This is a genomic window from Longimicrobium sp. (genome assembly GCF_036388275.1).
Classification (GTDB): domain Bacteria; phylum Gemmatimonadota; class Gemmatimonadetes; order Longimicrobiales; family Longimicrobiaceae; genus Longimicrobium.
Genome location: NZ_DASVSF010000003.1, coordinates 44,746 through 58,519, shown reverse-complemented (window position 1 = coordinate 58,519; position 13,774 = coordinate 44,746). Strand labels below are relative to the sequence as shown.

The following is a 13,774-nucleotide window of genomic DNA, read 5'->3' as shown; positions in this document are numbered from 1 at the left end:
CCGGTGAACCCGGGCGCCCCGGCGGGGTTCTAGGCCGTGCGCTGCCCGTTCTGCCACCACACCGACGACCGCGTGGTCGACTCGCGCAGCGTGCGCGAGGGCCGCGCCGTGCGCCGCCGCCGCGAGTGCCTGAAGTGCGAGCGCCGCTTCACGACGTACGAGTACATCGAGGAGCGGCCCCTGCAGGTGCTCAAGCGCGACGGGGAGCGCGAGCCGTTCGACCGGCGCAAGCTGCTGACCAGCCTGCAGATCGCCACGGCCAAGCGCCCGGTGACCCCGGCCGAGATCGACCGCATCGTCGAGGAGATCGAGCGCGAGCTGGACCGGCGCGAAAGCGGCGAGGCGGGGAGCAAGGAGATCGGCGAGATGGTGATGGACCGGCTGAAGCGCCGCGACCACATCGCCTACGTGCGCTTCGCGTCCGTCTACCGCAACTTCCAGGACCCGGAAGAGTTCCTGCTGGAGTTCCGCGACCTGCGCGACAAGCAGACGCGGCGCGAGTACCGCAAGGTGCAGCCCGAGTTCGAGCTCCCCGGCCTGGGAGCCGACGACGAGGACGAGGGCGCGGGGCAGGCGGGGAACTGACGATTCGGCGGGCGCGGAGGGCCGCGCCCGCTTCTGGTTTTCTTTCAGGGAACGATGGGAATCTTCCAGAGCAGCCGGCCCGGCGAAATGCCGTTCCTCGACCACCTCGAGGAGCTGCGCTGGCGCATCCTGTGGAGCCTGCTGGCGGTGATCGCCTGCTCCATCGCGGGGTTCGTGCTGGTGGACCGCCTGGGGGTGATGATGCTGCTCATCCGCCCCATCGAGCCGTTCCTGCACGGCGAAAAGCTCAAGTACCTGAGCCCCACCGACCCGTTCTTCGTCACCCTGAAGCTGGCGATCACCACGGGGCTGGTGCTGGCGTCGCCCGTGGTGATCTACCAGGTGTGGGCGTTCCTGGCCCCCGCGCTGCTGCCGTCGGAAAAGCGGGTAATCGTGCCGTCGCTGTACCTGGGCGTCGTCCTGTTCCTGGGCGGCGTGTACATGGCCTACCGCTTCGTGCTGCCCGTGACGCTGGAGTTCACGATGGGGTTCCAGACCCGGTTCCTGGAACAAAACATCGTCGTGGGCCCCTATATGGCGATGGTCACGCGGCTGCTGCTGGCGTTCGGCATCGTCTTCGAGCTGCCGGTGGTCATCCTGATCCTGTCGGCCATGGGGCTGGTGACGCCCGAGTTCCTGGCCTCCAAGCGGCGCCACGCCATCGCCGGCATCACCGTGGTCGCCTCGGTGCTCACCCCGGGTGACGTGATCACCGTGACGCTGATGATGATGGTGCCGCTGACCCTGCTGTACGAGCTGAGCATCGTGCTGTCGCGCCTGGTGGCCCGCCGCCGCCTTGCCCACGCCGCCGCGGGCGCCTGAATGAGCTGGACTTTCGTGGGATTGAATCCGATGTCGATGAAGTGGTACCCGATGGCGGCCCGCGCGCTGGCGCCCGGGCTGGCGCTGCTGGCCCTGGCGCTGGCCGCCGCGCCCGCCGAGGCGCAGATCCCCACCAGCCCCCGCGGGCGCCCCACGGGGCAGGCCCCCGCGCGCCCGCGCCCGCAGGCCGACACGGTGCCCAAGGACAGCGCCGCCCGACGGGAAGTGGTGCAGGACAGCGTGATCGACCAGCTGCTGAAGCTGGAAGGCTACGTGCCCGTGGAGTATCAGGCCGACAGTGCCGAGTTCCGCAACGCCGAGCGCACGCTGCGGCTGCGCGGCAACGCGGTGGTCAACCGGCAGGGAACGGAGCTCACCGCCACCGACTCCATCGTCTACCGCGAGCTCAGCGACTTCGTCGAGATCTACGGCAAGCCCCACGTGACGGGCGAAGGCCAGGACATCACCGGCGACGTGATCTACTACGACCTGGCCGCCGAGCGGGCCAGCGTGCGCGGGGCCAAGACGACCATCGACGAGGGCGCCACCTGGTACGTGCAGGGCAACGTCACGTCCGAGGAGCAGGGCGCGCGCGTGTACGGCACGAGCAGCACCTTCACCTCCGACGAGCGCGAGGAGCCCGCGTACCACTTCAAGGTCGACCGGATGAAGGTGATCCGGAACCGCGTGCTGATCGGCCGCCCGGCGTACCTGTACTTCCGCAACGTGCCCGTCTTCATCCTGCCCTTCATCGTGCAGGACCTGGCCAAGGGGCGGCGCAGCGGCGTGCTCATCCCGGAGTTCGAAATCACCGACATCGTCCGTACGGACGCCCCCGGCCGGGGCGAGCGGGGCACGGGGCGGCACATCGGCAACATCGGGTACTACTGGGCGCTCAGCGAGTACACGGGGGCGCAGGTTTCCTTCGACTGGCGCAGCCAGTCGTGGATGTCGCTGACCGGGGGCTACCAGTACACCAACCGGCGCCGCTTCATGAACGCCGACCTCTCGTTCCAGCGGTTCTGGCGCGAGCAGGGCGCCAACAGCATCAACCTGCGCGGCGGCGGAAACTGGCAGCCCAACGAGCGCACCACCCTGAACACCGCGCTCAACTACGCGTCGAGCACCGAGTTCGAGCGCAACCGGTCCATCGACCCGCTGCGGCAGACGAGCGAGATCAGCTCCACCTTTTCGCTCACCCGCCGGGCAGACTGGGGTCAGATCAGCAGCGGCGCCGAGCTGCGGCAGGACATCGCCACGGGCGACAGCCGGCTGGGTTCGCGGCTGAGCATCAGCCCGCAGACCGTCACCATCTTCCCCGCGGGCGAGGGCACGCTGCGCTGGTACAACGACGCGTCGCTGACGCTCACCGGCGACGTGAACTACGACCGCAACACGCGCGACCAGGCGTACGAGCGGCGGCTGGCCAACGATGCGCGGGCCGGGGCCAACCTCACGGGCAACGTCCGCATCGGGCCCATCGCGGTGGGCGGGGGGCTGCGCTACAGCCGCGACGACCGCGAGTCCCTGGCTTCCATCGACAGCCTGCTGGTGGACCCCGCCCCCGGCGGCGGCGGCCTGGGCTTTCTTCCCGGGCTCCGCAACGAGACGCTGGACTGGAGCGCATCCACCGGCTACGAGTTCCGGCTGATCGGCGCCACCCGGCTCACGCCCAACATCAGCCTCGGGCAGCAGGTGGTGCGGCGCGACTCCATCATCCACCCCGACTCGGTGCTTTCCGTCGAAAAGCAGCAGGCGTTCGGCCGCTTCATCGCGGGCACCCCGCGGGTGAACTTCGGGGCGGGGCTGCAGACGGAATTGTTCGGCTTCTTTCCCGGCTTCGGCCAGTACTCGGCCATCCGGCACCACATCACCCCGGGGCTGCGCTACACGTACTCGCCGCAGGTGCCGCAGAACGACCTGCAGCGGGCGGTGTTCGGCGAGCAGGGCGGACGCGAGCAGAACGAGGTGACGCTGCAGTTCGACCAGACGTTCGAGGCCAAGGTGCGCCGCCCCGCGCAGTCGGAGCGAAACGAGCAGATTGCCCGCGCGGGGACGGGCAACCCGTCGGACGCAGGCGCGGGCAACCCCGGCGCGCAGACCGACACCCTGGGGCTTCCCGCGGCGCCGGGGAACCCCGCCGCCGCCGTGCCCGACTCGGCGGGTGGGCGGCCCGGCGTCAGCGGCGACGCGCCGGACCAGGACCGCAAGGTGACGCTGCTGGCCATCAACACCAGCGCGCTGGCCTACAACTTCGCGCCGCGGCCGGACCGCTCGCTGATCCCGGCGCCGGGCACGCCCCGTACGCAGGAGACGCCGTTCTATCGGTTCCAGACGGACGACCTGTCCAGCACGCTGCGCTCGGACCTGTTCGGGGGATTGAACATCACCCTGGCGCACGACCTGTTCGAGGAGGAGCGGGCGGGCTCCGGCACCACGGTGGGAACGCGGCGCGGGCGGTTCTCGCCCTTCCTCACCCAGTTGGGAACGCAGGTGAGCTTCGGCGCCAACTCGGCGCTCTTCCGCTGGCTGGGTTTTGCCCGGGCCGACGAGGGGGAGCGGCGGACGGAGCGCGGCAACACCCCGCCCGAGGAGGGGGTTGCCCCGGTGGACCCGCCCGGCTCGCAGACGGCGACGGGGCAGGAGCTGACCACGGGTACGGGGGGCGCCGGGCCATGGAACGTGTCCGTGGGCTACTCGCTGCAGCGCCAGCGCCCCAGCCCGCTTGACGACGTGCCCCGGCGCAGCCTGTCGGGCGACAACCAGAACCTGCGGCTGAACGTGACGTTCTATCCCACGCGCAACTGGGCGGTGAACTGGAACACGCAGTATTCCATCACCGAGAACGAGTTCGCCATGCAGGTGCTGAACCTGAAGCGCGACCTGTACCGCTGGCAGGCCAACTTCGACATCGTGCGCGCCCCCAACGGCAACACGTCGTTCTCGTTCTCGGCGCACCTGACGGACCTGCCGGACCTGAAGGCCGACTACCGCCGCCAGAACCTGGGCGGCAACCGGACCGAAGGCACCACGCGGCCCAGGACGCCTTAGCAGTAGCCGCGCTCGCCGGTGGAAGGCTGTTCCCGAACGGGTGTCCCTCGCAGGCGACACCCGTTCGACGTTCATACGGGACAGGCGCGCGGGGGTCGTGTCGTGCGTAGATCAGGGCAAGTGATTGTTGTACAAACGCTTGCGGTGGATGTCCTCATCGGGCCACGGGCGGAACGGCGGTTGCTTTTGCAGAGGCCGGGACCACCGAGCCCGCACCCAACCGTAACAATCGGGAAAGACCCTCCCATGACGAGCACGAAACGATGGATGTCCGCCGCGGCGGGCCTGCTGATGCTGGCCGCCTGCGATCCCACCGACCGCGGGGTGATCGTGGGCCCCGGCGATGAACCGGGCGAGCCGCGCGACCTGGCCGTGAGCTACCAGTGGGTGTTCGAGGGGTTCAACGGCACCACGCCGGTGGGCCACCCGACCGTGCAGCTCACCTGGCGTCCGCCCAGCGACTGGGGCAACGAAGTGTTCCGCGTGTACGGCAAGCGGTCGACCTCCAGTGCCTATTCGCTGATCGCCACCGTCACCTCCTGCACGGAGGCGGGGTGCGTGTACGCCGACCGCAACGTGCAGCACGGGAGCGCGTACACCTACTACGTCGCCGCCGTGGACGAGGCCAGCGACCTCGAAACCTCCAGCGAGTTCGCCGAAGAGGTGTCCGTGCCGGCCAACACCCGCCCGGCCGCGCCGGTGGCGGGAACGCCGGTGGGGCTGGACGACGCCGTGTACCTGCGGTGGACGGACAACACCAACGGCGCCAACGTGGCCCGCTACATGGTGTTCCTCACGCAGCTGCAGGGGCAGCCGGAGCTGTACCGCGTGGGCGAGACCGACGGGCGCGGCTTTCTGGACGAGCAGGCGCAGAACGGGTTCGAATACGGCTACCGTGTAGCCACGGTCGACACGATGGGCCACGTGAGCAACCTGAGCGCGCAGATGCTGGCGGTGCCGCGCCCGGACTTCACCGGCGAGCTGATCTACGCACACGCCGGAGACCCCACGCAGAGCGGCTTCCGCTTCGTGACGAGCGAATCGCAGAACCCGGTCGTCGCGGGCACGTCCACCAGCGCGCACTTCCGCCTGGAGACGGGATCCGCCGGGTGGCGGCTGGTGCCGCTGAACGGCGCGCAGGTGGTGGAGTTCGGCCGCACCACGGCGCTCACCTGCGGCCCCGGCGCCGACGCGGACTGCATCGCCGCCAAGGTCGCTCCGACGACCGGGTACAGCAGCGCGCCCATCGCCGTGACGCCCGAGTACAGCTACGTGTTCCGCGTGCCCGGCGCGAACGGGCAGGTGCACCACGGCGTGGTTCGCGTGCAGCTGCTGGGAAGCAACCAGGCGGGCCGCGACCTGATGATCTTCGACTGGGCGTACCAGACGATTCCCAACGAGCCGCGGCTGAACGTGGCGCCGCGGTAACGGCGGTCGGGAACGCGATGGAGACCCGCGCCGGGCACCTGCCCCGGCGCGGGTCTCCACGTTTCAGGGATGCGCACGACCGTTGACAGGCTCGTGCGGGGTGTCTAATTTCAGAGCTGCTTCCATCCCCAACGCAACCGAACCGATGCGGCAGATCGAGATCGACGGCGACAGCCTGACGCTGGAGCAGGTAGAGCAGGTGGCGACGGACCTGGGCACCCGCGTGGTGCTGGCCGCCGGCAGCGAAGAGCGCATCCAGCGCTCGCGCGACGTGGTGGAGCGCGCGCTGGCCAGCGGCGCGGTGGTCTACGGCGTCACGACCGGGTTCGGCCGCCTGGCCGAGACGCCCATCCCGCCCGAGCGGCTGGAAGAGCTGCAGCTGAACCTGATCCGCAGCCACGCATGCGGCGTGGGCGCGCCGCTGGCCCGGGCCGAGACGCGGGCCATCGTGCTGCTGCGCGCCAACGTGCTGGCGAAGGGCTTTTCCGGCGTGCGCCCCATGGTGGTGCAGCGGCTGCTGGACCTGCTGAACCACGGCATCCATCCCGTCATCCCCGAGCAGGGCTCCGTGGGCGCCTCGGGCGACCTCGCTCCCCTGTCGCACCTGGCGCTGGTGCTGATCGGCGAGGGGCAGGCCGAGGTGGGCGGGCAGGTGCTGCCGGGGGCGGAGGCGCTGGCCCGCGCGGGACTGGAGCCGCTTCGCCTGCGCGCCAAGGAGGGGCTGGCGCTGAACAACGGCACGCAGGTGATGGCCGGCATCGGCGCACTGCTGGTCCGCGGCGCCGAGCGCGTGGTGGAGGCGGCCGAGGTGGCCGGCGCCATGTCGCTCGAGGGGCTGCGCGGCACGCCGGACGCGTTCCATCCCGCCATCATGCGCGCCCGCCCGCACCCGGGGCAGGCCGCCAGCGCCGAGCGCCTGCGCGCCCTGCTCGCCGACAGCGAGATCCGCGAGTCGCACCGGCACGGCGACCCGAGGGTGCAGGACGCCTACTCCATCCGCTGCATGCCGCAGGTGCACGGCGCCGCCCGCAGCGCGCTGGCGTACGTGCGGCAGGTGATCGAGATCGAGGCCAACAGCGCCACCGACAATCCGCTGATCTTTCCGGACGAGGGGCCGGACGGCCTGGTGATCTCGGGCGGCAACTTCCACGGCCAGCCCATCGCGCAGGTGCTGGACCTGCTGGCGATGGCGCTCACCGACCTGTGCTCCATCTCCGAGCGGCGCACCGAGCGGCTGGTGAACCCGGACCTGTCGGGCGACCTTCCCGCCTTTTTGACGCGCGATCCCGGCGTGTGCTCCGGCTTCATGATCGCGCAGATCACGGCGGCGGCGCTGGCCAGCGAGAACAAGGTTCTCTCGCATCCCGCCAGCGTCGACAGCATTCCCACCGGCGCCAACAAGGAAGACCACGTGTCCATGGGCGCGCACGGGGCCGTCAAGGCGCGCCGCGTGCTGCGGAACACCGAGGCGGTGCTGGCGGTGGAGCTGCTGTGCGCCGCGCAGGCGCTGGAGTTCCGCAAGCCGCTGCGGCCGGGGCGCGGGGTGGAGCGCGCGTACCAGAAGCTGCGCGCCACCATCGGGCACCTGGACGCGGACCGCGCGCTGGCGCCCGACATCGAGGCCGCCGCCGCGCTGGTGCGCGAGGGCGCATTGATCGATCTTTGATACTGGGGCACGCACAGCCCGGCATTCACACGAGGGGGAGAGACGATGTCCACACAGCCGGCGGTCCGCGGATGGACGTACGAGGAATTCGCGAATCTCCCCGATGATGGCAATCGCTACGAAGTCATCGCCGGAGAACTGTACGTGACCCCATCACCGACGAGCATCCACCAGAGAGTCGTCGCGCGCCTGACCGCGATGCTCGAAGTCTTCACGCAGGAGCACGGGCTCGGAACGCTGTTCGGCGCGCCGTACGACGTGATCTTCGGCGAGGGCGACTACCTGGAGCCGGACCTGCTGTTCGTGCGTCGCGAGCGTGAGGAGATCGTCAAGGACCACGCGATGGTGGGCGCCCCGGACCTCGTGGTCGAAGTTCTCTCTCCCTCGACCTCGCGGCGTGACCGGGGGTTGAAGCGCGAGCGTTACGCGGCGTACGGCGTCCCGGAATACTGGATCATCGACACCGATTTGGTGCAGGTAGACGTCTACCGGCTCAGCGGCGGCGATTTGCGCCGGACGGAGGTCGCAACGGACTTCCTGCGGTGGCGCCCCGCGCCTGGTGGCCCGGAACTGGTCATCGACGTTCCGCACCTGATGCGCGCACCCACGGACTACTCGCGTCCGCGCACGGCGAACTAGTTATCGTCGGAGGGCGGACTTGAATGAGCACTCCGATTTAGACGCATCGTTTCTGCCACACCCGAAGGAGCAGCACATGGCAACGCATCCCGCCCGGCGCGGGTGGAGCTACGCGGAATTCGCCAGGCTCCCCGACGACGGCAATCGCTACGAAGTCATCGACGGAGAGCTTTTCGTGACTCCTTCTCCCCGGCCGGCGCACCAGGTAGTCGCCGGCAATCTGGTGGAACTGCTGAGTCCCTTCGTTCGTCGGCACAAGCTCGGGCGTGTTTATCCCGGGCCCATTGACGTGCTGTTCGGTCCGGGCGACTACCTCGTGCCCGACCTCGTGTTCGTTCGAGAGCAGCAACGCGGGACCGTCACTGAGCGCGGGGTGGAGTCGCCGCCAGACCTTGTAGTCGAGATCATTTCCCCTTCCACAGCAGACCGCGACCGTGGCCTCAAGCGGGAGAGATACGCTCAGTTTGGCGTGCCCGAGTACTGGGTGATCGACCCTCGCTTGCGCCGCATCGAGATCTATCGCGCCGGAGGGGATCGCTTTCCGAGAGTGGTCTCGTCCGGTAGCATCGTCTGGCAACCTGTGCCGGGTGGTCCGCAACTCGACGTCCAGATAGACGACGTATTCAGTGACTAACGAAGCGCTGCGCCGCGTCCCCTGATCGAATTCTCATGACTACCATCGCCGAACCCCGCACCGTGCGCGCGCCGCGCGGCACCGAGATCTCCTGCCGCGGATGGCAGCAGGAGGCCGCGCTGCGCATGCTGATGAACAACCTGGATCCCGATGTCGCCGAGCGCCCCGAAGACCTCGTGGTCTACGGCGGAACGGGGCGCGCCGCGCGCTCGTGGGAGGCGTTCGACGCCATGGTGGCCACGCTGCGCACCCTGGCCGACGACGAGACCATGCTGGTGCAGTCCGGCAAGCCCGTCGGCGTGTTCCGCACCCACCGCCACTCGCCGCGCGTGCTGATCGCCAACAGCAACCTGGTGGGGCGCTGGGCCAACTGGGAAACGTTTCGCGAGCTGGAGCGGCAGGGGCTGACCATGTATGGCCAGATGACGGCCGGCTCGTGGATCTACATCGGCACGCAGGGCATTCTGCAGGGCACGTACGAAACGTTCGGCGCAGTCGCCCGAAAGCACTTCGGGGGCAGCCTGCGCGGCACCTGGACGCTCACCGGCGGCATGGGCGGGATGGGCGGCGCGCAGCCGCTGGCCGTCACCATGAACGAGGGCGCCGTTCTCTGCATGGACGTGGACCCGGCACGCATCCAGCGCCGCATCGACACGCGCTACTGCGACCGCATGACGCACGACCTGGACGAGGCGCTCGGCTGGATGGACCATGCCCGCAAGGCCGGCCAGGCGTTGTCGGTGGGCCTCGTGGGCAACTGCGCCGAGGTGCTCCCCGAGCTGGTGAGGCGCGGGGTGACGCCCGACGTGCTGACGGACCAGACCAGCGCCCACGACGCCCTGGTGGGCTACGTTCCCGCCGGCATGTCGCTGGACGAGGCCGATGCGCTCCGCGAAGCGGATCCGGCCGGGTACCAGCTGCGTTCGATGGAGAGCATGCGCGCGCACTGCGAGGCGATGGTCGAGATGCAGCGCCGCGGCGCCGTCACCTTCGACTACGGCAACAACCTGCGCGGCCAGGCGCGCGATGCCGGCTATAACGACGCGTTCGCCTTTCCCGGCTTCGTGCCGGCGTACGTGCGCCCGCTGTTCTGCGAGGGCAAGGGCCCGTTCCGCTGGGTGGCGCTTTCCGGCGACCCGGCCGACATCGCCCGCACCGACGAGCTGGTGCTGGAGCTGTTTCCGGAAGACGAGCACCTGCGCCGGTGGATCACCCACGCGCGGGAAAAGGTGGAGTTCCAGGGGCTTCCCGCCCGCATCTGCTGGCTGGGGCAGGGCGAGCGCGCGCGCTTCGGCGTGGCGCTGAACGACCTGGTGGCGTCGGGCGAATTGAAGGCGCCCATCGTCATCGGGCGCGACCACCTGGACACGGGCTCCGTCGCGTCGCCCTTCCGCGAAACGGAGGCGATGAAGGACGGCAGCGACGCCATCGCCGACTGGCCCATCCTGAACGCGCTGGTGAACGTGGCCAGCGGCGCCACCTGGGTGTCGTTCCACCACGGCGGGGGCGTGGGCATCGGCAACTCGCTGCACGCGGGGCAGGTGATCGTGGCCGACGGCACCCCCGAAACGCGCGAGCGGCTGGAGCGGGTGCTGACCAACGATCCCGGCATGGGCGTCATCCGCCACGCCGACGCGGGCTACGGCGAGGCGGTGGACACGGCCCGCGCCCACGGGGTGCGGCTGCCCATGCTGGACTGAACGGAACCGCGGGAAGCCGAAGGTCGATTGGCCGGCCACGGATCCGGAGGAGCGGGTGCGGGATGCCCTCACCCGTCCGGATCGGGGCCGGCCGATCGTTGATGGTACTCCCCCTCCTTGCCGTCGCTTCTACCCATCCGTATCCACATGTTCTTGAAAGTGTGTGCCGCGCTGCTGCTGGCGTGCGCGGCGGCCTGCGCGCCCATCGTTACCCACACACCGCGCGTGGAGGAGGGCTTTTCGCTGTTCGGCACGGCCGGCGGCGGCGCGCGGCTGTGCGACACCCTGCGCTGCGAAACCCAGCTGGTGCCGCAGCAGGGCCTGGGCGTTCGCTACGGCCAGGCGGCGACGGCCACGCGTCCCGGCGTCAGCGCGGCCGTCACGTTCTCGACGGCGATCGTGTCGTCGGAGCTGGACCTGTACCTGCAGGCGCCCACGTCCTGGGGCCTGGACATGGGGGCCGGGGTGCTGACCGCGCCCACGCACGACATGCCGTACGTGCAGGTGGGGAAAATCCGCGAGGACGGGTCCGGCTGGTACACTACGCAGGGGTATGCTTTCCTGTCGTCCAGATTCCCGGATTGGACCCTGGATTTCGATGGTCCCGCGGGCGCCGACGAGGTGACGCCGCGCTACTGGGCGCCGACGGTGGCGTATCGAACGCGGGGGCGGCCCGGCGTTCACGTGTACCTTTCGGGGGCCTTCGGCAGTGCGAAGGCGGTGGTGTATTCCGCGGATTCGCTGCCCACGCGTACCGACACCCGCCAGCCGGTGAGCATCGTGATGATGGGGATCGTCTTCGACGTGCAGCCGGTGCCCCCGCGTGCGCCCGCGCCACGCTCCATCCCGCCGGTGCCGCCGGCGGCCGTGCCACGCTGATCCAAGACAATACCCCGTGATCATGAGATTTTCAGCCATCGTGCTGCTGGCGAGCGCCGCCGCGTGCGCACCCGTCGTTACCCACAGCCCAAGGGTGGAGCCGGGCGTCACGCTCTATGGAACCATGGGCGGCTCACGGTCGTTGTGCAGCCAGGAAGCGTGCGACACCGACCTGGTTCCGCAGATGGGTGGGGGCGCCCGCTACGGCCGGGTGGCAACCGACTCCACGCCCGGCTTCAGTGTGGGATTCACGTATTCCGCCGGCTTCATTTCTTCGGAGGTGGACCTGTACGTGCAGGCGCCCGCGTCGCAACTGGATCTGGACGCGGGCGCGGGCGTGCTGGCCGCGGGCAGCCATGTCATGCCCTACGTGCAGCTGGGGCGCATGCGGCCGGACGGCTCCGGCTGGTACACCACGCAGGGCTTCGCCTGGATGGCGGAGCGGGCGATCGGCTGGACGCTTGACGATCCCCTGGTGCAGGTGACGCCGCGGTACTGGGCGCCGGCCATCGCGTACCGGACGCGCGGCCGGTATGGCGTGCACGTTTACGCCTCGGGCGCGCTCGGCTCGGCCCGTGTGACGACGCACGATCCCGACGAGTCGGCCCCGCGCACGGAGCGCCAGCCGGTGCGGGCGGTGCTGATGGGCGTGGTGTTCGACGTGCAGACCGATCCGCCGCCCGGCAGCCTGCCACCCGCGCGGGGGGCCGCCCCGGCCGTGCCGCCGCCGCCGGGCCAGCCGCGCTGATCCGGCTGGTGCGCTTCCAATCCGCGGACAACGGCTCCCCTCTCCCGGCGATGCCTGCATGTTCATGAAAGCGTGTTCCGCGCTGCTGCTGGCGTTCGCCGCGGCGTGCGCGCCGATCGTCACCCACACTCCGCGGGTGCAGAACGGCCTTTCGTTCCATGGCACCCTGGGCGGCGGACGGGAGCTGTGCGGCCCTCCGGAGTGCGACACGCAGCTGACGCCGCAGTACGGGGCCGGGGTTCGCTACGGCCGCGCGGCGACCGCCTCCGCGGCGGGCATGAGCGCGGGACTGACGGTTTCCACCTTCATCGTGTCGTCCGAGCTTGACGTGTACGTCCAGGCGCCGACCTCGCTGAGCAGGCTGGACGTAGGCGCGGGGGTGCTGCTGGCGGGCACCCACGGCATGCCGTACGTGCAGGCCGGCCGCATGAAGCCCAACGGGTCAGGCTGGTACACCACCCAGGGATTCGCCTTCCTGTCGCGGCGGGACATGGATTGGGGGATCGACGTCGACACCGAAAAGAAGGAACAGCCCCGGTACTGGTCACCCAGCATCGCGTATCGCGCCCGGGGCCAGTATGGCATGCATTTCTACGCGACCGGCGCGTTCGGGACGTCGAGGGTTACGAAGCGGCGCGAGGACGGGCCCGGCCTGTACACGGAGCGGCAGCCGCTGAGGGCGGTGATGATGGGAATCGTGTTCGACGTGCAGCCGGCGCCGCCGCCCAGCCGCCTGCCGCCCGCCCGGGGGCCCGTTCCACCTGTGCCGCCGCCTGGCCAGCCGCGCTGATCCGGCTCACGGTCGTGTGCGGATGCGGCGGTCGAGCGGTTTCGGTCCGCTCCGGCCGCCGATATTTTTCTCCGAGGTGATGCCGACATGGTCATGAAAGCGTGTTCCGCGCTGCTGCTGCTGGCGTCTGCCGCGGCGTGCGCGCCCATCGTGACCCATGGTCCGCGCGTGGAGCAAGGCATCACGGGCTACGGTACGATGGGTGCCGGCAAGTCGCTGTGCCCCCCGGAAACGTGCGAGACCATCCTGGTTCCGCAGTTGGGGGCCGGGGTGCGCTACGGCTGGGCGGCTACCGACTCCACGCTCGGCTTCAGCGCGGGATTCACGTATTCCGCCCCGGTCGTATCGTCGGAGCTGGACCTGTACGTGCAGGCCCCGGGCTCGCCGCTCGGGCTCGACGCGGGCGCGGGGGTGCTCGCTGCGGGCACTCACGCCATGCCCTACGTGCAGCTGGGGCGCATGCGGCCGAACGGGTCCGGCTGGTACACCACCCAGGGATACGCCTTCCTGGCACGGCGGCAGATCGAGATCGTGCTCGCCGACAACTACGAGCAGGTGGAGCCCCGGTACTGGGCCCCCACCGTCGCCTATCGTACCGGCGGCCCGTACGGGATGCACTTCTACGTGACAGGCGCCTTCGGCACCGCCTGGAAGTACCACCCCGATGAACCGGGCGTGCGCACCGGGCGGCAGCCGGTCAGGACGGTGATGACGGGGGTGGTGTTCGACGTACGGCGGGCCCATCCGCGGCGCCCCGCCATGTCCGCGCCGATCCCGGCTGTCGCCCCGCCGCCGGCCGCGGGCCAGCCGCGCTGATCCAACCCTCACCATC

The 13,774-nt window shown here is 70.0% G+C and carries 12 protein-coding genes; all 12 read left to right on the top strand.

The window, feature by feature from the left end; genetic code table 11:
* The first annotated feature begins 36 nt into the window (after positions 1 to 36).
* Entirely contained in the window at positions 37 to 585 is a 549-nt protein-coding gene (gene nrdR, locus VF632_RS02015) for a transcriptional regulator NrdR (RefSeq protein WP_331021172.1), read from the top strand.
* A gap of 54 nt (positions 586 to 639) precedes the next feature.
* Positions 640 to 1,407 (top strand): twin-arginine translocase subunit TatC, encoded by a 768-nt coding sequence (tatC, locus tag VF632_RS02010; RefSeq protein ID WP_331021171.1) that lies wholly within the window; start codon positions 640 to 642, stop codon positions 1,405 to 1,407.
* A 30-nt stretch (positions 1,408 to 1,437) separates the two neighbouring features.
* Positions 1,438 to 4,458, top strand: a complete 3,021-nt coding sequence (locus tag VF632_RS02005) for a putative LPS assembly protein LptD (protein WP_331021170.1) — start codon at positions 1,438 to 1,440, stop codon at positions 4,456 to 4,458.
* A gap of 246 nt (positions 4,459 to 4,704) precedes the next feature.
* Positions 4,705 to 5,886, top strand: coding sequence for a fibronectin type III domain-containing protein (locus VF632_RS02000; RefSeq protein ID WP_331021169.1), 1,182 nt, complete (start codon positions 4,705 to 4,707; stop codon positions 5,884 to 5,886).
* Positions 5,887 to 6,031: 145 nt separating this feature from the next.
* Positions 6,032 to 7,552, top strand: a complete 1,521-nt coding sequence (gene hutH / locus VF632_RS01995) for a histidine ammonia-lyase (protein WP_331021168.1) — start codon at positions 6,032 to 6,034, stop codon at positions 7,550 to 7,552.
* A 45-nt stretch (positions 7,553 to 7,597) separates the two neighbouring features.
* Positions 7,598 to 8,191: a Uma2 family endonuclease gene (locus tag VF632_RS01990; protein ID WP_331021167.1), complete on the top strand. Its 594-nt coding sequence runs from the start codon at positions 7,598 to 7,600 to the stop codon at positions 8,189 to 8,191.
* A 76-nt stretch (positions 8,192 to 8,267) separates the two neighbouring features.
* Positions 8,268 to 8,825, top strand: a complete 558-nt coding sequence (locus tag VF632_RS01985; RefSeq protein ID WP_331021166.1) for a Uma2 family endonuclease — start codon at positions 8,268 to 8,270, stop codon at positions 8,823 to 8,825.
* A 35-nt stretch (positions 8,826 to 8,860) separates the two neighbouring features.
* The gene (gene hutU, locus VF632_RS01980) at positions 8,861 to 10,525 is read left to right on the top strand and encodes a urocanate hydratase (protein WP_331021165.1); all 1,665 of its coding nucleotides are present in this window, start codon (positions 8,861 to 8,863) and stop codon (positions 10,523 to 10,525) included.
* Positions 10,526 to 10,672: 147 nt separating this feature from the next.
* A complete protein-coding gene (locus tag VF632_RS01975) occupies positions 10,673 to 11,404 on the top strand; it encodes a hypothetical protein (RefSeq protein ID WP_331021164.1) in 732 nt (243 codons plus the stop codon).
* A 22-nt stretch (positions 11,405 to 11,426) separates the two neighbouring features.
* Positions 11,427 to 12,152: a hypothetical protein gene (locus VF632_RS01970; RefSeq protein ID WP_331021163.1), complete on the top strand. Its 726-nt coding sequence runs from the start codon at positions 11,427 to 11,429 to the stop codon at positions 12,150 to 12,152.
* A 64-nt stretch (positions 12,153 to 12,216) separates the two neighbouring features.
* Positions 12,217 to 12,942 (top strand): hypothetical protein, encoded by a 726-nt coding sequence (locus tag VF632_RS01965; RefSeq protein WP_331021162.1) that lies wholly within the window; start codon positions 12,217 to 12,219, stop codon positions 12,940 to 12,942.
* A 93-nt stretch (positions 12,943 to 13,035) separates the two neighbouring features.
* Positions 13,036 to 13,758, top strand: a complete 723-nt coding sequence (locus VF632_RS01960) for a hypothetical protein (protein WP_331021161.1) — start codon at positions 13,036 to 13,038, stop codon at positions 13,756 to 13,758.
* Positions 13,759 to 13,774: the final 16 nt, after the last annotated feature.